This window comes from Bacillus sp. N5-665 (assembly GCF_022637375.2).
Classification (GTDB): Bacteria; Bacillota; Bacilli; order Bacillales; family Bacillaceae_G; genus Bacillus_A; species Bacillus_A wiedmannii.
The window spans coordinates 1,742,362-1,764,200 of sequence record NZ_CP093325.1 but is presented as its reverse complement, the minus strand read 5'-3'; the positions used below and the strand labels follow the sequence as shown (position 1 = coordinate 1,764,200).

The following is a 21,839-nucleotide window of genomic DNA, read 5'->3' as shown; positions in this document are numbered from 1 at the left end:
GAAGCACATTTCATCTAGTTAGCGGGGGAGAAAATTCATGGCATGGGAGATTTTTAGCATCATAGGCACAATCGCTTTCGCACTAAGCGGAGCCATTGTTGCAATGGAAGAGGATTATGATATTTTCGGGGTGTATATTTTAGGAATGGCAACCGCATTTGGGGGAGGTGCCCTTCGTAATTTATTAATCGGTTATCCGATTGTCGCGTTTTGGCAACAAGACATGTTATTCCAAATCGCACTACTATCAATGACGATTATTTTTCTTTTTCCTAATAAATTAATTAGACATTGGAAAAAGTGGGAAAATATCACTGATGCTATCGGCTTATCAGCATTCGCCGTACAAGGAGCATTATATGCTCAAAAATTAAATTTACCAATTAGCGCTACAATCGTAGCAGCTGTTTTAACTGGTATTGGCGGTGGTATCATCCGCGATCTTTTAGCCCGCAGAAAACCTCTCGTCCTTCGAGCTGAAGTATATGCCTTTTGGACGATTCTAGCAGGTTTCTTAATCGGCGCTCAAATTATTGTTAGCGATTGGGCTCTATATACCTTATTCATTTTAATTGTTTGCTTCCGCATGGTTTCTATTCATTACAAATGGCATTTACCGCATAGACGTATCGATACAAAAGAACGTTCAATGCATAAATAGCAATCTAACCTCTTTACATATCGTAAAGAGGTTTTTCTTTTCTAATGAGTTTTTCTTTACATAATGTTTATACTAATCCTCAAAGCGAGGTGAATACAAATGACAAACCATGTTAATAAAGGCGCTCAAAAAAGCTCAGTAGGTCAAATTGGACACGATCCTAATTCTGCACACGAAAAAAGCGCTAAAATGGAACACTTCCATAAATCTTATCAAGGAAAAGCAAAAAAAGAGTAAAAGCACTTATACAAAAAACAGACGCACAGTTTACGTACTGTGCGTCTCCTCTTCAAGCATCAAATCACAACTTGATATCCCAATTAAATCATATTTATCATACGTATCCTCTTGCAACAACCGCATAGCCTGTGTACGAATCGATTTTTCAACAATATTCCGTACATATCGTCCATTACTAAACGATGTAATTTGCGACGAGTACTTTACAGCATGTAAATGATCTCTAAATTTCCATTCAGCCTCTTTCGATAACTGGTATTCACGCTCTTCATACATCCTCTTCCCAATTTCCAACAGTTGATTTACTGAGTAATCAGAAAATTCAATTATAAATGGAAAACGTGATTGTAGTCCTGGATTTAATGAAAGAAAATGATTCATCTCTCTTGAATATCCAGCTAAAATCAATACAAAACCGTGTTGTTTATCTTCCATATGTTTTACAAGCGTATCAATTGCTTCTTTCCCAAAATCTTTTTCTCCCCCTCGAGCCAATGAATACGCCTCATCTATAAACAAAATACCTCCCATTGCTTTTTTTATTAAATCTCTTGTTTTTTGAGCTGTATGTCCGATGTACTCTCCTACAAGATCTGCACGTTCAGCTTCAACTAAGTGCCCTTTTGATAAAATATTCATCTCAAACAACAATTTCCCTATCATTCTAGCAACAGTTGTCTTCCCTGTACCTGGATTCCCTTTAAACAACATATGGAGTACTTGCTTCTCAGATTTCAACCCTATTTCTTGTCTTTTTTTATTCACATAAATCCAAGCATATATTTCTTTTATTATCTTTTTTATATCATCCATCCCAACAAGCTTCCCCATCTCTTCTTCAATTCTTTGCAGCATCTCATGTTTCGTAGTAGTTTCATTTGAAATTACTGTTTTATTTTCTGCGGCTGGTAAAGAAATTTTCTTTCGATGATTTAACACAATGTTAATTTGATTATTATTTTTCTTTCGCATCGATTGTTCCATACAATCACCTCATTTTATCCACTCACCAAATATTATTATTCCTGTCTCCCTTGCAAATGACTATTTTCAGAAAAGTTTGCTATAATATAAGAAATAATGAAGGTGGTGGGACTATGGAGACATCGGAATTCCATGATACAATACAAGCCTTTTCTATTTTTTTATTGAATAAAGGCCGAAAAGCTTCAACCATTAAACGTTATGTTTATGACATTGAAGATTTCGGACATTGGTTAGAAAAAAACAAAAAGCTCCCTTCCAGTAATATATGGGCTACACTTTGTACAAAAGACTACGAAGATTACTTTTCCGACCTAAAAAAGAATCGACATTACTCAGAGAAAACGATGCACCGTGTATTTATTGTATTAAATAGAATGCATCATTTTCTAAATATCCCTAACCCATTAAAGAACATGGAAATTTCTATTCAACCAGACCGCACACTTCGTAACGAAGATTTCATTTCATCTGATGAAGAAAAAAGATTAAAACATATAATCACTTCATTAGAAGGACTTTCAGAAAAACAACGTCCTGTGCGCCCTTTATTAATGGATCGTAATGTTGCTATTTTAAACTTATTAATCGACTATGGATTATCCTTACAGGAACTTACAGCGTTAACTATGCATCACGTTCACTTTGAAACTAACACATTTTCTATCCCAGCAACCGCAGGGGTAGAAAGAACAATTACATTAACTAACGAAGACAAAAAACAACTATATACTTATTACAAAAGCATCCCTGAACCCGTTCGTCCAAAATACCATAGTCATGACCCATTATTTATCGCATTTGATTTTAATCGCGGAACATACAGATGGGTATACGAAAATGATGCACCGAAGGGATTAACAGAAATCGCTATCCAAAAAATGATTCGCCTTGAAGTATCTAGAGCTAATTTACGCAAAGGAATCTCAGGACAACACTTTCGTAACACCTATATTTTAAACTTAATAAAAAAAGAAACTCCAGAGTCAGAAATTATAAAACTAGCTGGATTCAAATCAAAAGTTTCACTAAAACGATATTATCAATACGCAGAAAATAGAAAAAACGCCTTATGATAAGGCGTTTTTTCTATTTTTTCTTTAAACAAACGATTTTACTATGACCATTTAACTAATTTTTGCATCTACTATGATGAGTTTCATTCACATTCTCATTAGAAAGGAGAGATTTAATGTCTCGTTATGACGACAGTCAAAACAAATTCTCCAAACCATGCTTTCCAAGTAGCGCTGGACGAATCCCAAATACCCCATCGATCCCAATTACTAAAGCACAACTTAGAACATTTCGCGCAATCATTATCGATTTAACAAAAATAATCCCAAAACTTTTTGCAAATCCATCTCCCAAAAATATTGAAGATCTAATTGATACATTGAACCTACTAAGTAAATTTATTTGTTCACTAGAAGCTACTTCCTCCCTGAAAGCGCAAGGATTAGCTATTATTAAAAACTTAATAACTATATTAAAAAATCCAACTTTCGTAGCAAGTGCTGTATTTGTTGAACTCCAAATTTTAATTAATTATTTACTTTACATCACAAAGTTATTCCGAATCGATCATTGTACACTCCAAGAACTCCTTAAATTAATTGCAGAGTTACAAACTACTCTAGTTAATTCAGCTTCGTTCGGCAGAGGTCCTACCGGGCCTACTGGGCCTACTGGACCTCGAGGGAACACAGGCGCTACCGGTGCTACTGGGCCTCAAGGTAACACAGGCTCTACTGGTGCCACTGGACCTCAGGGTAACACAGGCGCTACCGGTGCTACTGGGCCTCAAGGTAATACTGGTGCTACTGGTGCCACTGGACCTCAGGGTAACACAGGCGCTACCGGTGCTACTGGGCCTCAAGGTAATACTGGTGCTACTGGTGCCACTGGACCTCAGGGTAACACAGGCGCTACCGGTGCTACTGGGCCTCAAGGTAATACTGGTGCTACTGGTGCCACTGGACCTCAGGGTGTTCAAGGGAACACGGGCGCTACTGGACCTCAGGGCGTTCAAGGGAACACAGGCGCTACCGGACCTCAGGGCGTTCAAGGGAACACAGGCGCTACCGGACCTCAGGGCGTTCAAGGGAACACAGGCGCTACCGGACCTCAGGGCGTTCAAGGGAACACGGGCGCTACCGGACCTCAAGGTAATACAGGTGCTACTGGTGCCACTGGACCTCAGGGTAACACAGGCGCTACCGGACCTCAGGGTGTTCAAGGGAACACAGGCGCTACTGGACCTCAGGGCGTTCAAGGGAACACGGGCGCTACCGGACCTCAGGGCGTTCAAGGGAACACAGGCGCTACCGGACCTCAGGGCGTTCAAGGGAACACGGGCGCTACCGGACCTCAAGGTAATACAGGTGCTACTGGTGCCACTGGACCTCAGGGTAACACAGGCGCTACCGGACCTCAGGGTGTTCAAGGGAACACAGGCGCTACTGGACCTCAGGGCGTTCAAGGGAACACGGGCGCTACTGGACCTCAGGGTGTTCAAGGGAACACAGGCGCTACCGGACCTCAAGGTAATACAGGTGCTACTGGTGCCACTGGACCTCAGGGTGTTCAAGGGAACACAGGCGCTACTGGACCTCAGGGCGTTCAAGGGAACACGGGTGCTACTGGACCTCAAGGTGTTCAAGGGAACACAGGCGCTACTGGACCTCAGGGCGTTCAAGGGAACACGGGTGCTACTGGTGCCACTGGACCTCAAGGTGTTCAAGGGAACACGGGTGCTACTGGTGCCACTGGACCTCAGGGCGTTCAAGGGAACACAGGCGCTACCGGACCTCAGGGTGTTCAAGGGAACACAGGCGCTACTGGTGCCACTGGACCTCAAGGTGTTCAAGGGAACACGGGTGCTACTGGTGCCACTGGACCTCAGGGCGTTCAAGGGAACACGGGCGCTACTGGACCTCAGGGTGTTCAAGGGAACACAGGCGCTACTGGACCTCAAGGCGCTCAAGGGAACACAGGCGCTACTGGTGCCACTGGACCTCAGGGTGTTCAAGGGAACACAGGCGCTACTGGTGCCACTGGACCTCAGGGTGTTCAAGGGAACACAGGCGCTACCGGACCTCAGGGCGTTCAAGGGAACACGGGTGCTACCGGTACCACTGGACCTCAAGGTGTTCAAGGGAACACGGGCGCTACTGGTGCTACTGGACCTCAGGGTGTTCAAGGGAACACGGGCGCTACTGGACCTCAGGGTGTTCAAGGGAACACAGGCGCTACTGGTGCCACTGGACCTCAAGGTGTTCAAGGGAACACGGGTGCTACTGGTGCCACTGGACCTCAGGGCGTTCAAGGGAACACGGGCGCTACTGGACCTCAGGGTGTTCAAGGGAACACAGGCGCTACTGGACCTCAAGGCGCTCAAGGGAACACAGGCGCTACTGGTGCCACTGGACCTCAGGGTGTTCAAGGGAACACAGGCGCTACTGGTGCCACTGGACCTCAGGGTGTTCAAGGGAACACAGGCGCTACTGGATCTCAAGGTGCTCAAGGGAACACAGGCGCTACCGGACCTCAGGGCGTTCAAGGGAACACGGGTGCTACCGGTACCACTGGACCTCAAGGTGTTCAAGGGAACACGGGCGCTACTGGTGCTACTGGACCTCAGGGTGTTCAAGGGAACACAGGCGCTACTGGACCTCAAGGTGCTCAAGGGAACACAGGCGCTACTGGTGCCACTGGACCTCAAGGTGCTCAAGGGAACACAGGCGCTACTGGTGCCACTGGACCTCAAGGTGCTCAAGGGAACACAGGCGCTACTGGTGCCACTGGACCTCAAGGTGCTCAAGGGAACACAGGCGCTACCGGTGCCACTGGCATAGGAGTTACCGGACCTACCGGACCTTCTGGTGGGCCTCCTGGACCTACTGGACCTCAAGGTGTTCAAGGTAACACAGGTGCTACTGGCGCTACTGGACCTCAGGGTGCTCAAGGTAACACAGGTGCTACTGGACCTCAAGGTGCTCAAGGGAACACAGGTGCTACTGGTGCTACTGGACCTCAAGGCGCTCAAGGTAACACGGGTGCTACTGGACCTCAAGGCGTTCAAGGGAACACAGGCGCTACTGGACCTCAAGGCGTTCAAGGGAACACAGGCGCTACTGGTGCCACTGGACCTCAAGGTGCTCAAGGGAACACAGGCGCTACTGGTGCCACTGGACCTCAAGGTGCTCAAGGGAACACAGGCGCTACCGGCGCCACTGGTATAGGAGCTACTGGACCTACCGGGCCTACTGGACCTAGCTTCCCTGTAGCAACAATTGTTGTAACAAACAACATTCAACAAACAGTACTACAATTTAATAACTTTATTTTCAGTACTGCAATTAACGTAAACAATATTATCTTTAATGGCACAGATACAGTTACAGTTATCAACGGTGGTATTTATGTAATTAGCGTATCTATTTCTACAACTGCGCCAGGATGCGCTCCTCTTGGAGTAGGCATTTCAATTAATGGAGCAGTCGCAACTGATAACTTCTCTTCAAATTTAATAGGCGACTCACTTTCATTTACTACAATCGAAACGTTAAGAGCTGGCGCAAACATTTCTGTCCAATCTACTCTTAACGAGATTACGATCCCTGCAACAGGTAACACTAACATTCGACTTACTGTATTTAGAATTGCTTAAATTTCACTATTTATTGTTTATGACAAATAAAAAAAGAGCGAGAAACTCGCTCTTTTTTTGTTATGTACAATAATTCATTACTACTCTAATTCAATTGAAACATTTTTTTGTGGTACAAATGTAGAAATTGCATGTTTATAAATAAGCTGTTGCTTACCTTCTGTTTCCAGTAGGACTGTAAAATTATCAAATCCTTTAATTAATCCACGAAGCTGGAAACCATTTAATAAGTACAGCGTAACAAACGTATTTTCTTTACGGAGTTGATTTAAAAACTGATCTTGAATATTGATTGATTGCTTCATGTCGAATCCTCCTCTTTTTCTCTACTTACTATTATTCGACTTTAGTTGTAACTTTCCTTCTATGTATCGTAAAATTTCTGACGTTTTTTCACCGCCGGTAACATCAAACCACGTGACATCCATCTTATTACGGAACCACGTTAATTGACGCTTTGCATAACGACGTGAATTCGTCTTTAATTGTGATACCGCTTCTTCTAAAGAGACACGATCCTCAAAATAATCATATATCTCTTTATACCCAATCGCTTGAATAGATTGACAATCTCGTATCCCTCTATTATACAATCCTTCTACTTCTTCTAATAACCCTTGGTCCATCATTATATCAACTCGTAAGTTAATGCGATCGTATAGCATTTCTCGATCCATTGTCAAGCCAATTAAGGAAACATCGTATAATAACTCGTTTTCTTGTTTTTCAAGTTGATCACTCATTTTTTCACCCGTCGTGTGGAAAATTTCTAACGCTCTAATGACACGACGTACATTATTTGCATGAATACGCTCAGCACTTTCTGAGTCTACTTCTTGTAATTTCTTATGTACATATTCCACACCACGTTCTAATGCTAACTTTTCCATTTGTTCTCGGTATATAGTATCGCCAGCATCATCCGTAAACTGATAATCGAATAAAACAGATTGAATATACAGACCAGTTCCACCAACGATAATTGGCAATTTACCACGCTCTGTAATCTCTCGAATATGCTTACGAACACGTTCTTGAAATTCGGCAACAGAAAATGATTCTTCCGGATTTTTTATATCGACCATATAATGCGGAATTCCATCCATCTCTTCTTTTGTCACCTTTGCAGTTCCAATATCCATCGTACGATAAATCTGCATGGAATCTCCACTTATAATTTCACCATTCAACGCTTTGGCAAGATCAATACTTAACTTCGTCTTTCCAACAGCAGTTGGTCCAATGATGACAGCAACTTTTTCACGTTGCACTTCTCCCATATCATTCAACTCTCTTTATGTAATGTACTCCATCTATTGATTATATCCAATCTTACCAATTTTAACGGCATGATTGCAAGTTCTTTCATTTCGGTACATGAAATTATAAATAAAAAAGAACATAGTTTGTCCAATTCCGCATATACATGATTAAAAATACCTTCGAGAGGATGAGTTGACTATGAAACAATCCACCATTAATTTTTCATCTTTAACAAAAGACCTTATTTTAGCTACTGCTACAAAAGAACAAAATTGTTCACAAGAAGAATTATATTTCGCCTTAAATTGTTTGCTACGTTCTTTTCATTCTACTCTCCAAGAAACAACATTACATCCAGAAAATAAAAATACAGAGTATATACAAAATCAATTTTGCAGTGCCTATAAAATTATTACAGGTAAAACTATTTATCCTTTTCAATAACCCATAAAAGGCGGTTGCTTACATACTTTCAAGCAACCGCCTTTTATATTAATACATATACACTATTTGATCACTTTCACTTTTACAGATTTGCGCCCCCAGCTATTGGCACTACCATCTGAACCGACTAATACATCAATACGATTTCCTTTAATCGCACCACCAGTATCTCCAGCAATCGCTTCTCCATATCCTTCTACCCATACTTTTGATCCAAGCGGAATTACTTTAGGATCAACAGCAATTACTTTCATATTCGGATTTGCTGTTAAATCATGCCCCATTGCAGTTAATACACGACCACCATACGTACCATTCTCACTTGGATGCGCTGTATACGCTGTCGCTTCTACTGTTATTTCACGTCCACCAGCAGGTGCACTTGTTTCAGTAGATTTCGTAACTTGTTTCGTAGTTGACTGCTGTTTTGCCACAGGTTTACTTGATTCTACATTTTTAACAGACTCTTTGCTCTTAACTACTTTATTATTTTTAACCGGCGTATTTACTCTTACTGGCGCCTCTTCTTGCGTTACAACTTCTTTCTTTTCAATTACAGGTGCCGTCCCTGTTAAAAATGGCATGTGAACATATCCCGTTTTTCCATTATAGTCAAATTGTAACCATTCATTTTGAACTTGATTTGTCGTTTCAATTACATCATCTTTATTCAGTTTACCAAGAATTTCAGATTCAGTATTCGCTCCAGCACGAACATTTAACGCGCCCGCCGTTACATAATATGTACTTTTTGTAAATTCAGCACTTACAAACGCTTCTTTACCATTTAATTTAATTTTTGCCCATCCGTTTTCTGTATTTATAACATCTAATTTATTTCCACTTAACATTTTACCTACAAGCTTTGACTCTACAGTTGGGTTTTCTCTAACATTTAATACGTCTGTTGTTACAATCGTTTCTGCTTTCGCAGAACCTGCAAAAATCCCAAGACCAAAAACTGCCGCCGTTGCTATACCTAATAATTTTTTCATGAATAGCCTCCATTTGCTTTGTTTTCGTATTTTCATTATAGCAACAGATTTTTAGGATTTTTAGAAATCACACAATTACAAACCATTCGTAATACACGATTAATGAGTTGTAACATAAATTTCCATATTAATGAATTCCATTTCTAATAGAATTCCCAGTAGTTTTCATATATTTTCCACATACTAGCCCAGAATTTTTTTCCAAAAAAAATTACAGTATTACTTTTTTGTTACAAAAAAACCATATTTCATTACATCTTTTACCAAAATTCATCATTCTCCAATTATTAATCTCCTTTTTTGCAATAAAAAAGAGCAGCTAATAAAAGCTACTCCTTTTTCATGTGTTATTTAACTTTCTTTTTCCAAATCCCCATCATAAGAGCTGAAATAACTGTACCTATGAATATCGAGAAAATATATAGCACCGGTTTATTTACTAATGCGATAACAAACAATCCACCATGCGGTGCTGGTAATGTAATTTGGAATAACATAGATAATGCACCCGCAATACTTGAACCAACAACACAACTTACTATTACTCGAATCGGATCTGCAGCTGCAAATGGAATCGCACCTTCTGTAATAAACGATGCTCCCATAATATAATTTGTTAAACCAGATTTACGCTCTGCTTCAGTAAATTTTGATTTAAAGAAAGTAGTTGCGAATGCAATCGCTAATGGTGGTACCATACCACCGGCCATAACAGCAGAGTGTACGCCAAAGTTCTGCGCTTCTATTGCAGCAATGCCAAATGTAAAAGCAGCTTTATTAATTGGACCACCCATATCAATTGCCATCATACCACCTAATATAAGACCTAGTAATATAGCATTTGTACCGTTCAAACCATTTAACCATCCTGTTAACATTTCATTCAATGCTACTACAGGCGGAATTACTACTTTTTGCATAACAACTCCTGTAATCAACAATCCAAAGACCGGATATAACAATACAGGTTTAATTCCTTCTAACTGTGCTGGTAATCCTGAAAACAATCTTTTCAATCCTAAAACAACATACCCAGCTAAGAAACCAGCAATTAATCCCCCTAAAAATCCAGCATTCGCATGTGCTGCTAAAAATCCACCGACAACACCAGGCATAAATCCTGGACGATCAGCAATAGAACTCGCAATAAATCCAGCTAAAATTGGTACGAGGAATAAAAACGCACCTGTTTTGCCTCCACCAATAGACATTAACAATTCAGCCAATGGTCCTTCTGCTTTTATGCCACCAATCCAAAATGCTAGTGCAATTAAAATTCCTCCACCAACAACGAATGGAAGCATATTACTTACGCCACTCATTAAGTGCTTATAAATTCCTAATCCTTTTTCTTTCTCTGTACTTTCTGTCTTCCCATCTTCCTTTATTCCTTTAAAGATTGGCGTATCTTGCTTTACAGCTCGATTAAGAAGCGCTTCCGTTTTTCTAATCCCATCAGCGACTGGCACTTGAATGACATGTTTCCCAGCAAAACGGTTCATTTCTACTTGTTTATCTGCCGCAACAATTATAGCCGTTGCGCGTTCAATGTCCTCTTTCGTTAAACCGTTTTTTACACCTGTTGATCCGTTCGTCTCAACTTTAATTGCTATACCTAGCTCTGCTGCTTTTGCTTTCAAGCTATCCGCTGCCATATAGGTGTGAGCGATTCCAGTTGGGCAAGCCGTAACTGCTAGTACGTATGGTTCATTTCCTTCTGGTTTTGCAACTTCAATGTCTTCTTCTTCTTTTTCATTCTCTTTTTCATCAAATAAACGAAGAAGTTCCTCTTCATCCTTTGCTTCTAACAATTGCTTACGAAATCCTTCATCCATTAATAATGTAGATAGGCGCGATAACGTTTCTAAATGAGTATTATTCGCCCCTTCGCTCGCAGCAATCATAAAGAATAAATGCGCTGGCTGTCCGTCAAGCGATTCATAGTTGATACCGCTTACACTTCTACCAAAACAAATCGCTGGTTGCTTAACAGCTTTTGTTTTCGCATGAGGTATTGCAATCCCTTCTCCTATTCCTGTCGTACTTTGTGATTCCCGCTTTAAAATAGCTTCTTTAAATTCAGCTTTACTATTTAAACGATTTGCTCCGTCTAATTTCTCAACTAATTCATCTATGACAGCTTCTTTATTTGAAGCTGTCAAGTTCATAATAACTGTATCCCTTTTTAATAGTTCTGTAATTTTCATATGTTACTTCCCCCTATCGCTTAGTTACAATTACTTGCGACAATAATTCTTCTACTTTTTCTTTTTCACATAAATCAGCTGAAAATGCTGTTGCACTCCCTGTTGCAACGCCATATTGAAATGCCTTTTCAATATCTTTTGTCTGTTCATATTTACCTACAAATCCTGCAACGAGAGAATCTCCGGCCCCAACCGAATTAATTACAACACCTTTTGGAACAGTTGCTTCATATATACCTTCTGCCGTAAATAATAACGCCCCATCTCCAGCCATTGATACGATAACATGCTCTACACCTTGTTCAACTAATTTTCTTCCAAACGGTAAAACATCTTCTACTGTTGAAATCTCTACTCCGAATAACTCACCAAGTTCATGATGATTAGGCTTTATTAAAAATGGTTTATTTTTAATTACATGCTGCAGCGCACTTCCACTTGCATCGACTACTACGCGAATACCTTTCTCAGCTCCGAGCGTTGCGATTGATTCATAAAAAGTAGTTGAGATAGACGCCGGTACACTTCCAGCTAGTACAACACAATCTCCCTGCCTCATACTTTCGATTTGTTTCATTAATTGTTCAAATTGTTCATTTGTCACATTAGGACCTTGCCCATTTAATTCTGTCTCTTCTTGCCCTTTTATTTTCACATTAATTCGGGAATCACCGTCTACTTGGACGAAGTTTGTTGTTACACCTTCCGCCTGTAATACATCTTTAATAAATCGACCGGTAAATCCACCAGTAAATCCAAGCGCTACATTTTCAACACCTAAACGATGAAGAACACGAGAAACGTTAATACCTTTCCCTCCAGGAAATTTCATATCTTTCTCTGCTCGATTTACTGCGCCTAAATCGAAGGAATTAACTTGTACTACATAATCAATAGATGGGTTTAAAGTAACTGTATAGATCATTGTTTATCAGCCTCAATTACATTGGTTTGTCTTTTATATTTTTCTAAATCAATTTCTAAATGGTTTGTAATAATATTCGCTTCTTCAACATTGGCAATTTTCGCAAACGCAACTTCTGAAAACTTACTTTCATCAATTAAGAAATATCCTTCGTTCGCAAATGTTAATGCCATTTGTTTTAAAAGTGCCTCTTCTGGATCTGGAGTTGTAAAACCAAGCTGTTCATGTACACCATTCGCTCCTAAGAAACATTTATCAAAACGGTACTTCTGCATACTTTCCTGTGCCATAGCACCAATTAAAGCTTTCGTCCTACTTTTCATCATTCCGCCTAGTAAATACGCACGAATATTATTTTCAACTAAAGCTTCAATATGCATAAGTCCATTCGTAACGACAGTAACATCTTTATTTATTAAAAATGGAATCATTTCAAATGTTGTACTTCCTGCATCTAAATAAATGCAATCACCTTGTTCAACAATGCTAGCCGCATAGTTAGCAATTTGTTGTTTTATTTGAATGTTTTTGGATGATTTTTCAACCATCGTTGGCTCTTGCCCTTTTCCTGTTAAAACAGCAGCACCACCATGCACTCTTTTTAATAACCTTTGCTTTTCCAATTGCGCTAAATCACGACGAATTGTTGATTCAGAGCTTTCTGTTCTTTCCACTAATTGCTGTAATTTAACAACCTTCTGCTCTTTTACAAGTTGCAATATCATTTGATGACGTTCAGGAGTTAACATTTTATTCACCTCTTCTTTGATTACAGTATAATGAAAACGATCACAAAAATCAACCATAAACATTCACAAATAACCAAAATCAGTCACAAACAGTTATAAACAATAAAAAAGAAACCCATTTGATTGTTATATCAAATGGGTTTCTTTTTTCGATTCACTTATAAAGAAGCTTTATATATACTTAAAACATCGTCTTTATTTAATTTTTTAAAGTTACCAAATTCACCATAAGCCATCGCTTTATCAGCCATTAAATCAATTTCATTTTCCCCAATACCGTAATCCGCTAACGTTACTGGTGCCTCAATTGAAGTCCAAAATTGACGTAACGCCTCAATTCCTTCTAACGCAATTTCTCGATCAGTCTTTTCATCTGTTTCTACATCGAATACGCGAATAGCGAACTGTTTAAAACGACTTACATTTTCATCTACAACACGCTTCATCCAGTTCGGGAATAAAATCGCAAGGCCACCCCCGTGTGGTATATCATGAACCGCAGAAACTGCATGTTCAATATTATGAGTCGCCCAATCTCCTTTTACTCCCATCGCTAAAATACCGTTTAACGCCATAGTACCGCAATATAAAATAGTTTCTCTATGCTCATAATTTTCTAAATCACTTAAAAGCTTAGGAGCAGTTTCAATTACTGTTTTTAAAACAGATTCACAATAACGATCTTGTAATTCTGTATTTGTTCCATGATGGAAGTATTGCTCTAATACGTGCGACATAATATCTACCATACCGTAAATTGTTTGATCCCTCGGCACAGACACAGTATGAACTGGATCTAAAATCGAAAACTGCGGGAAAGTAACTGGGCTACCCCAGCCATATTTTTCATTCGTTTCCCAGTTTGTAATGACAGAACCAGCATTCATTTCAGATCCTGTTGCCGCAAGCGTAAGTACCGTACCAAATGGTAACGCCTCACTAGCAAATGCTTTTTTCGTTACAATATCCCATACATCTCCATCATATTTGCTACCAGCAGCAATCGCCTTCGTACAGTCGATTACACTTCCTCCGCCAACCGCCAATATGAATTCGACGCCATTATCTTTACAGATTTGAATCCCTTTCTTTACAGTTGATACACGCGGATTCGGTTCAACACCTGTCAATTCAAATATTTCTGCATTTATATCTTTTAAAATAGAAATTACATCATCATAAATACCATTTCTTTTAATACTGCCTCCCCCGTATACGAGAAGAACCTTTTTACCGAACTGTGGAATTTCAGTTTTCAACTGTTCTAATTGACCTTTACCGAAAATAAGTTTCGTTGGATTACGAAATACAAAATTTTGCATATTTCTTTACCATCCCTTCTATATGAAAAGCAACTATACTTTTGTATACCATATTTTTTTCATTTCACAAAAATATTTGCCTAATAAAAAAATCCCAGCCTACAGGCTGAGATTTTTTTATTGGTAATAAGGTGAGATCATTAAGTAAACAATAACACCAGATAAACTTACATATAACCAAATTGGCATCGTCCAACGTACAATTTTACGATGACGTGTTAATTGATTTGTAAAACCAAATACAAGTGCAAACAATGCAAGTGGTACAATAATAGCTGCCAGGATAATATGTGTAATTAAAATAATGAAGTACACATATTTAATGAATCCTTCCCCACCAAAATGTGTTGCCGGCGCCAAGTAATGATACGATAAATAAGAAACACAAAATAGCAACGTCGTTGTAAATGCTGCGAGGATGAAACCACGGTGCATTTTCACATTCTTCTTAATAATAGAGTATAAAGCTGCTAATAAGAATACGAACGTAAAGCTATTAAAAATTGCATTTAACATTGGTAAAATTGTTACATCAAAATGTACTTCTCCTTCATAGCCAACAGGTCCAAAGAACAAAAATAAAATAATCGCATTTACAATTACAGAAAGCGTTATCACAATAGGAGCATAGCTTTTCTGATTAGTTGATTGATCCACCAAAATGGTCACTCCTCTTCCTTCAAATATGTATACGTAACCTCACTATTTTAACATATTATTCACAGTGTAAATGTGACAATAGTTTGACACAGTAAGACAAAGCAAAGAAAAAAATCCTTCTTAATAAAACTTCTTAAGAAGGATTTTATCGCTTTATTATTTAAATAGCAATGTAATTAGTTTTTGTTAAAAAACGTATTGCTATATGCTTGATAAATTTCAGATACTTGATATCCCATTAAAGAAATTGCTGTTAATGAAAAGAAACCAATCATAAGAAATCGAAACCACATATAAATCTCCTCCTTGTATTTAGCTTAAAAAGCAGTCGCTATATTACAAGTTGAGTGGCACTCTTCATCGTCACTTTCCTTTTTCTTTACAATTGCTGTTATAAATCGAATCATAAAGAAAATCACAAAAGGAAATTGTTCGTAATTTACCTTGGCATAGTTTGGCAACGGCTCGCGTTGCACATCGAACGGAGATGCGAAGGAATAGAACATACCCTGCTCTTCCATATATACAATTACAATTTTCATACAAAACATTATTCCTAGAAACGAAACAATATCTTGCCATTCTGTCGTATATAACAAGTTATACAGCTCTAATACGTACTCTTCCATCGTCATCCCCCCTTCCTTTTTTACCATTTTGCTCGCCTTCGTATAAAAAGTCAAGAAAAAAGCTTATATTCACTATGACAATAGTAATTACTTGTTTCTATGATTATATATGATTCTTTTATAGCAATGATTGGGTGTAACTCTCTTCTAAAACAAGAAATTAGAATCGAACAGATTCCTCATTCTTACTTTTAGGATTCAACAATGTACTATTTTTATTTCTATTAAAAATAAAATAAGAAATTATTATAAGAACAGTAACAAGCATTGTTAAAAGCGCTTGTGAACGTAAAGATTCAATTGCGAGCATGGCAACTAAAACTGCTATAATCGCAGCAATTGTAACATATGTTACATATGGAAAAAGCCACATTTTCACTTTCAAATTTTGTTGTTCCGCTTTCCCCATTTTTTTACGTATCTTGAAATGTGAAACTGCTATAACGAGATATACGAGTAACGCAATCCCGCCAGATGCATTCACTAAAAATAAAAATACTTTATCTGGAGATATGTAACTAAAAACAACTCCAATGTAAGCAAAGAAAGTTCCAAATAAAACCGCCCGAACTGGAACACCACTACTATTCAATTTCAAAAATGCCTTTGGCGCATCTCCTCTTTCTGCCATTGAAAAAAGCATTCTTGAGTTCGTATATAAACCCGAATTTAAACAAGAAAGTACAGCTGTTAAAACGATAAAATTCATAATTTGCGCTGCCGCTGGTATCCCTATATGTTCCAGTACCGCCACAAACGGGCTTTTTAGTATGTTCGCTGAATTCCACGGAAGGAGTGTAACAACTACAGCGATCGATCCAATGAAAAATACGAGAATACGCCAAATTACACTATTTGTTGCAGTTTTGACTGCCTTTACAGGTTCGGCAGACTCTCCAGCGGCTACTGCAACAATCTCTGATCCCATAAATGAAAATATAACGACGGTAATTCCAAGTAGCACCGAACTTATACCATTTGGCATAAATCCTCCTTGCCCTACTAAATTCGAAGTGCCAGGTGCTTCCGTTCCTGGTACAAATCCTAAAATAACAGCTAGTCCAAGACAAAGGAACAAAACAATACTTATTACTTTAATAAATGAAAACCAATATTCAAATTCTCCAAATGATTTCACCGAGAAAACATTCGTCAACGTTAATAAAATCGTTAATATTAAGCTTAATAACCAGAGTGGGATTTCTGGAATCCAGTATTGAATAATACCAGCACCTGCTGTAGCTTCTATTGCAATAACAATTACCCAGAAAAACCAATATAGCCACCCAATTGTATAACCTGCCCATGGACCAATTGCCTCTCTTGCATATGTTGCAAATGAACCACTTGTCGGATTAATAGCTGCCATTTCTCCTAGCATTCTCATAACAAAAATAACTAGAAGTCCTGCTAATGCATATGAAACGATAGAACCTGGTCCGGCTGAATGCACAACCGCACCACTTCCAACAAACAAACCAGCTCCTATTACGCCACCAATGGAAATCATTGTAATGTGGCGTATTTTGAGGTCTTTCTTGAGATTTTTATCCAACTCTTGTACATCCCCTTCCAAACTTAATTTTGAAATTTATGTAAGAGTATTATGCGAAAAATCTTGTCCTATACTTTAAAATATATCAAAATATTCTGAATTAAACAATCGTAATTCGACCTCCTCAAAAAATTATTTCATTAGGTTTAATAATTTCCCATAAACAATTGTTGAGAAAATTATAGTCACCTTACAAAAGATTGAATTTTCAGATATTATGAAATAAACAAGATTATACATCTAGACAACTTTTTGTATAGGAGTGTTGATATGTTAAACAAGTTCAAATTTATTTGTTGTACTTTAGTAATTTTCTTACTGCTACCGCTAGCTCCCTTCCAAGCACAAGCTGCAAACAATTTAGGATCAAAATTACTCGTTGGATACTGGCATAACTTCGATAACGGTACTGGCATTATTAAATTAAGAGACGTTTCACCAAAATGGGATGTAATCAATGTATCTTTCGGTGAAACTGGTGGTGATCGTTCCACTGTTGAATTTTCTCCTGTGTATGGTACAGATGCAGAGTTTAAATCAGATATTTCTTATTTAAAAAGTAAAGGTAAGAAAATAGTTCTTTCAATAGGTGGACAAAATGGGGTCGTTTTACTTCCTGATAATGCCGCTAAGCAACGTTTTATTAATTCCATACAATCTCTAATTGATAAATACGGTTTTGATGGAATAGATATTGACCTTGAATCAGGAATTTACTTAAACGGTAATGACACTAATTTCAAAAATCCAACGACTCCTCAAATCGTAAATCTTATTTCAGCTATTCGGACAATCTCAGATCATTACGGTCCAAATTTTCTATTAAGCATGGCTCCTGAAACAGCTTATGTTCAAGGCGGTTATAGCGCATATGGAAGCATATGGGGTGCATATTTACCAATTATTTACGGAGTGAAAGACAAACTAACATACATTCATGTTCAACACTACAATGCTGGCAGCGGCATTGGAATGGACGGCAATAACTACAATCAAGGTACTGCAGACTACGAAGTCGCCATGGCAGATATGCTCTTACATGGTTTTCCTGTAGGTGGTAATACAAATAACATTTTCCCAGCTCTTCGTTCGGATCAAGTCATGATTGGACTTCCTTCAGCACCAGCGGCCGCTCCAAGTGGCGGATATATTTCTCCAACTGAAATGAAAAAAGCTTTAGATTATATCATTAAAGGAATTCCTTTCGGAGGAAAGTATAAACTTTCAAATCAGAGTGGCTACCCTGCATTCCGCGGCCTAATGTCTTGGTCTATTAATTGGGATGCAAAAAACAACTTTGAATTCTCTAATAACTATAGAACATATTTTGATGCGATTCCCTTGCAAAAATAATAAAAAACAACAATAGGTTAAATAACCTATTGTTGTTTTTTATTTATGTAAATTACTTTTTCACTTCTACATGATGAAAAGATTCTTTTCCATCTCTACATAACTATTTACAATACTTAAAAGGAATTTGCCACGAAACCATTTCGTTATATAAACTTTCCAATTCTTTATGCCATGTTTCTACCATAGAAATTCCTCTTTCTTTTTTAACACTTTAAATAAAAATCACATAACATTCTGTATTTATCTAATAAAAAAAGAGAACTTTCTCTGAAAGTCCTGTTACTACTCTAAAATAGTCTAGTTACTATTTTGCTTCAATACAAATACTGAAAGTTCAGGTACACTCCAAAATCTAACAGGCATTCGTGTTGTCCCAATACCACGATTTACGTATAAATGTAACGGCTTATTCTTCCCTTCTAATTCATACATACCTTCAACATGACTCTCAGCTAACTTTGTAGTAATTAATGGACCTATAAAAGGAATTTGAACTTGTCCTCCGTGACTATGGCCTGACATTTGAAAATCAACTGGGTAACGAGCTACTCTATCTACAACATCTGGCTCATGTACTAATAGCATATTGAAATCTTGTTGCTTTATATGTTTTAAAGTCGAGTCTATTTGCGGCTTACCTAATAAAAAATCATCCAAACCTGCTATTGTAATATACTTACCGTTTTCCGCTTTTATTTTCTGCACTTCATTTACTAACACAGAGAAACCAGATTCCTCCATATACTTTTTATAAAATAAACTACCTCCCCCGCCCCTATCATGATTCCCAAACACAGCATATTTCCCTAAAGGCGCATGTATTTTCTGTAAAATACTTTTCGCTTCTTCTCTTTCGGCTTTATACGATCCAAACTTATCTATTAAATCCCCTGTAAAAACTACTACATCTGGATGTAACGCATTCATCTTCTCCACCAAATTTTCTAGTTGTTTCAGTGTAAATTCTGGCCCTAAATGTACATCCGAGAATTGTAATATTTTCTTATTATTAAACTCTTTAGGAATTGTAGAAGCTTCTATTTCATTCCACGTAACTGTTACTAGTTTCCGTTCTATTTCTGTCGCATAGAAATAGAAACTTATTGAAATCATTACTATGCTTATGAAACTAATTATAAATATCTTGACGATTGATTTTTTTTGTTCTTTTTTCACATGATGCGTATGCATGTTCTCACCTCTAGAAGTACTTTAAAGCCTTATTGTTACATTAATGTGACAACACGAACAATGTTAGTTATATCCTATTCTATCTACATTCACTTTGACAAATTTATACAGAAGTCATACCATATTTTTATAATACATAGATTCTTAAAAATGTTACATCTATTCATTTCATCATCTTATTAAGGAGAGATTATTCATGTCTGTATTTACACCAGAAGAAATTCCGGAACTTGCTACGAATTCCGGAAGAAAAAAAGCTCATTTATCATTACTCCCTATGTTAATTCTCGGTTTTTTTGGTGGTGCTTTCATAGCATTAGGGTATTTACTCGATATTCATGTTATTGGAACAATGCCAAAGTCTTGGGGATCATTTACTAGTTTTCTAGGTGCCGCTGTATTCCCTATCGGTCTTATACTCGTTATTCTTGCAGGCGGTGAGTTAGTAACTGGCAATATGATGACCGTTTCAATGGCGTGGCTTCACAAAAAAATCGACTTATTTCACTTCATTCGAAATTTAGTTATTGTTACGTTTAGCAACTTCATAGGTGCTATATTCGTTGCTTATTTTTTCGGTCATATCGTCGGATTAACAGAGGGTGCTTTTTTAGCGAAAACTGTTTCTATTGCGCAAGCTAAACTACAAGATACACCACTACAAGCTTTCATTTCTGCAATCGGATGTAATTGGCTCGTTTGTTTAGCTGTTTGGCTCAGTATGGGAAGTAAAGAATTTATCGGAAAGATTATCGGCATTTGGTTCCCAGTTATGACTTTTGTTGCGATTGGATTTCAACACGTTGTAGCCAATATGTTTGTTATCCCAGCTGCAATTTTTGCCAGTCGGTTAACTTGGAGTGAATACTTTCCAAACTTCATTTTTGTTTTCTTCGGAAACTTAGTAGGAGGTATGTTATTTGTAGCACTACCTTATTTCATATCTTATAATAAGAAACTGCCTTCCAATAAAGAGCAAACCGAATTAAAGAAAAAATCTGTATCCGCTTAAATTGAATGTCTGTACAGTGGCTCTAAAAAATATTACAAATTTCATTTTTTTTACGAATATATGTGCGTACACTTGTTCTCGAATGTTTTATACGTTATAATAACAACTTAAATAGCATTATTTACATATGAGGTGAAAAACATGAACAAAACAGAATTAATTAAAAACGTAGCACAAAATGCTGAGATTTCTCAAAAAGAAGCTACTGTAGTTGTACAAACTGTAGTAGAATCAATCACTAACACTTTAGCTGCTGGTGAGAAAGTACAACTTATCGGATTCGGTACATTCGAAGTTCGCGAAAGAGCTGCTCGTACAGGCCGTAACCCACAAACTGGTGAAGAAATGCAAATCGCAGCTTCTAAAGTACCTGCTTTCAAAGCTGGTAAAGAACTTAAAGAAGCTGTAAAATAATGAAAAAATAGCCACCTCGTTTACGAGATGGCTATTTTTTTCATTACATAATTAATAAAAATCTGACCATTATGCTGTTTCTTTTGTTCCTTTATGCAAATAAAACCTTTACTTTCAAAGAAAGGTTTTGCTGTAATACTCGCCTCTGTATATATCTCCCCATGCCCCAAGTTTACTGCTTCTTTTTCTAACTTCTGTAGTATGTAGGAAGCTATCCTTTTTCCTTGATAATCTTTATGTGTAAATAAACGATCTATGTAATGCTCATCATTATAATCCCCAAATCCCACTATCACACCGTTATAATCCGCTACATAACTAATATTCTTCTCTAAAGACTGTAACCAGCTTTCTCTCTCTAGTCGATCTGGTGCCCATGCCTGTAGCTGTAACACGTTATAATCTTTTGCATTAATTGTATGAACTGTTTCATAGAATAACTGTAATACTTGTTCTAAATCCTCTTGATGGAATGTTCTAATGATCATATCTTTTAACATATATGAACCTCCTTACTAAACTATCATTTAACTTTTCTACCATCTAGTATTCAACATTTC

Annotated in this window: 21 protein-coding genes; 8 read left to right on the top strand and 13 right to left on the bottom strand. The window is 37.8% G+C overall.

Annotated features, from left to right (window positions below; translation table 11 throughout):
• Positions 1 to 37 precede the first annotated feature (37 nt).
• On the top strand, positions 38 to 661 hold the full coding sequence (locus MNO09_RS11610; protein WP_000312270.1) for a trimeric intracellular cation channel family protein: 624 nt from the start codon (positions 38 to 40) through the stop codon (positions 659 to 661).
• A 99-nt stretch (positions 662 to 760) separates the two neighbouring features.
• The gene (locus tag MNO09_RS11605; RefSeq protein ID WP_000181494.1) at positions 761 to 898 is read left to right on the top strand and encodes a hypothetical protein; all 138 of its coding nucleotides are present in this window, start codon (positions 761 to 763) and stop codon (positions 896 to 898) included.
• Between the two features lie 30 nt (positions 899 to 928).
• On the opposite strand, the gene spoVK is transcribed toward MNO09_RS11605, so the two are convergent.
• Positions 929 to 1,885 (bottom strand): stage V sporulation protein K, encoded by a 957-nt coding sequence (gene spoVK, locus MNO09_RS11600; RefSeq protein ID WP_000438183.1) that lies wholly within the window; start codon positions 1,883 to 1,885, stop codon positions 929 to 931.
• Between the two features lie 113 nt (positions 1,886 to 1,998).
• On the opposite strand from spoVK, the gene MNO09_RS11595 reads away from it, so the two are divergent.
• Positions 1,999 to 2,961 carry a tyrosine-type recombinase/integrase gene (locus tag MNO09_RS11595; RefSeq protein WP_098649702.1) on the top strand — a complete coding sequence of 321 codons (963 nt, stop codon included), beginning with the start codon at positions 1,999 to 2,001 and terminating at the stop codon, positions 2,959 to 2,961.
• Between the two features lie 116 nt (positions 2,962 to 3,077).
• Positions 3,078 to 6,557, top strand: coding sequence for a Gly-Xaa-Xaa repeat protein (locus tag MNO09_RS11590; RefSeq protein ID WP_241950159.1), 3,480 nt, complete (start codon positions 3,078 to 3,080; stop codon positions 6,555 to 6,557).
• Between the two features lie 80 nt (positions 6,558 to 6,637).
• On the opposite strand, the gene hfq is transcribed toward MNO09_RS11590, so the two are convergent.
• Positions 6,638 to 6,862: an RNA chaperone Hfq gene (hfq, locus tag MNO09_RS11585; protein ID WP_000813896.1), complete on the bottom strand. Its 225-nt coding sequence runs from the start codon at positions 6,860 to 6,862 to the stop codon at positions 6,638 to 6,640.
• Between the two features lie 21 nt (positions 6,863 to 6,883).
• Positions 6,884 to 7,837 (bottom strand): tRNA (adenosine(37)-N6)-dimethylallyltransferase MiaA, encoded by a 954-nt coding sequence (gene miaA / locus MNO09_RS11580; RefSeq protein ID WP_000504946.1) that lies wholly within the window; start codon positions 7,835 to 7,837, stop codon positions 6,884 to 6,886.
• A 181-nt stretch (positions 7,838 to 8,018) separates the two neighbouring features.
• Between miaA and MNO09_RS11575 the strand changes: the two genes are divergently transcribed.
• On the top strand, positions 8,019 to 8,264 hold the full coding sequence (locus MNO09_RS11575) for a hypothetical protein (RefSeq protein ID WP_000814419.1): 246 nt from the start codon (positions 8,019 to 8,021) through the stop codon (positions 8,262 to 8,264).
• A gap of 62 nt (positions 8,265 to 8,326) precedes the next feature.
• On the opposite strand, the gene entD is transcribed toward MNO09_RS11575, so the two are convergent.
• The 8 genes from entD to gabP form a co-directional block, all read right to left on the bottom strand.
• Complete coding sequence (gene entD / locus MNO09_RS11570) at positions 8,327 to 9,259, bottom strand: cell wall-binding protein EntD (protein WP_000734617.1); 933 nt, start codon at positions 9,257 to 9,259, stop codon at positions 8,327 to 8,329.
• A 347-nt stretch (positions 9,260 to 9,606) separates the two neighbouring features.
• Positions 9,607 to 11,466: a PTS fructose transporter subunit IIABC gene (locus MNO09_RS11565; RefSeq protein ID WP_000704621.1), complete on the bottom strand. Its 1,860-nt coding sequence runs from the start codon at positions 11,464 to 11,466 to the stop codon at positions 9,607 to 9,609.
• A 13-nt stretch (positions 11,467 to 11,479) separates the two neighbouring features.
• Complete coding sequence (gene pfkB, locus MNO09_RS11560) at positions 11,480 to 12,391, bottom strand: 1-phosphofructokinase (RefSeq protein WP_000640836.1); 912 nt, start codon at positions 12,389 to 12,391, stop codon at positions 11,480 to 11,482.
• Positions 12,388 to 13,140, bottom strand: a complete 753-nt coding sequence (locus tag MNO09_RS11555; protein WP_000957284.1) for a DeoR/GlpR family DNA-binding transcription regulator — start codon at positions 13,138 to 13,140, stop codon at positions 12,388 to 12,390. The genes pfkB and MNO09_RS11555 overlap by 4 nt, the downstream gene beginning before the upstream one ends.
• Before the next feature lie 158 nt (positions 13,141 to 13,298).
• Complete coding sequence (locus MNO09_RS11550) at positions 13,299 to 14,462, bottom strand: iron-containing alcohol dehydrogenase (protein ID WP_070169036.1); 1,164 nt, start codon at positions 14,460 to 14,462, stop codon at positions 13,299 to 13,301.
• A 117-nt stretch (positions 14,463 to 14,579) separates the two neighbouring features.
• Positions 14,580 to 15,122, bottom strand: coding sequence for a DUF420 domain-containing protein (locus MNO09_RS11545; RefSeq protein WP_000228316.1), 543 nt, complete (start codon positions 15,120 to 15,122; stop codon positions 14,580 to 14,582).
• A 317-nt stretch (positions 15,123 to 15,439) separates the two neighbouring features.
• The gene (locus tag MNO09_RS11540) at positions 15,440 to 15,778 is read right to left on the bottom strand and encodes a hypothetical protein (protein WP_116480666.1); all 339 of its coding nucleotides are present in this window, start codon (positions 15,776 to 15,778) and stop codon (positions 15,440 to 15,442) included.
• Between the two features lie 133 nt (positions 15,779 to 15,911).
• Complete coding sequence (gene gabP, locus MNO09_RS11535) at positions 15,912 to 17,306, bottom strand: GABA permease (protein ID WP_000360102.1); 1,395 nt, start codon at positions 17,304 to 17,306, stop codon at positions 15,912 to 15,914.
• A 270-nt stretch (positions 17,307 to 17,576) separates the two neighbouring features.
• Between gabP and MNO09_RS11530 the strand changes: the two genes are divergently transcribed.
• On the top strand, positions 17,577 to 18,659 hold the full coding sequence (locus MNO09_RS11530) for a chitinase (protein ID WP_002096363.1): 1,083 nt from the start codon (positions 17,577 to 17,579) through the stop codon (positions 18,657 to 18,659).
• Positions 18,660 to 18,959: 300 nt separating this feature from the next.
• On the opposite strand, the gene MNO09_RS11525 is transcribed toward MNO09_RS11530, so the two are convergent.
• Positions 18,960 to 19,853 carry a metallophosphoesterase gene (locus MNO09_RS11525; RefSeq protein WP_000556878.1) on the bottom strand — a complete coding sequence of 298 codons (894 nt, stop codon included), beginning with the start codon at positions 19,851 to 19,853 and terminating at the stop codon, positions 18,960 to 18,962.
• A 196-nt stretch (positions 19,854 to 20,049) separates the two neighbouring features.
• Between MNO09_RS11525 and MNO09_RS11520 the strand changes: the two genes are divergently transcribed.
• Positions 20,050 to 20,865 carry a formate/nitrite transporter family protein gene (locus MNO09_RS11520; RefSeq protein ID WP_088107338.1) on the top strand — a complete coding sequence of 272 codons (816 nt, stop codon included), beginning with the start codon at positions 20,050 to 20,052 and terminating at the stop codon, positions 20,863 to 20,865.
• A 141-nt stretch (positions 20,866 to 21,006) separates the two neighbouring features.
• On the top strand, positions 21,007 to 21,279 hold the full coding sequence (hbs, locus tag MNO09_RS11515; RefSeq protein ID WP_001043904.1) for a non-specific DNA-binding protein Hbs: 273 nt from the start codon (positions 21,007 to 21,009) through the stop codon (positions 21,277 to 21,279).
• Positions 21,280 to 21,299: 20 nt separating this feature from the next.
• On the opposite strand, the gene MNO09_RS11510 is transcribed toward hbs, so the two are convergent.
• A complete protein-coding gene (locus tag MNO09_RS11510) occupies positions 21,300 to 21,779 on the bottom strand; it encodes a GNAT family N-acetyltransferase (protein WP_070169038.1) in 480 nt (159 codons plus the stop codon).
• Positions 21,780 to 21,839 lie beyond the last annotated feature (60 nt).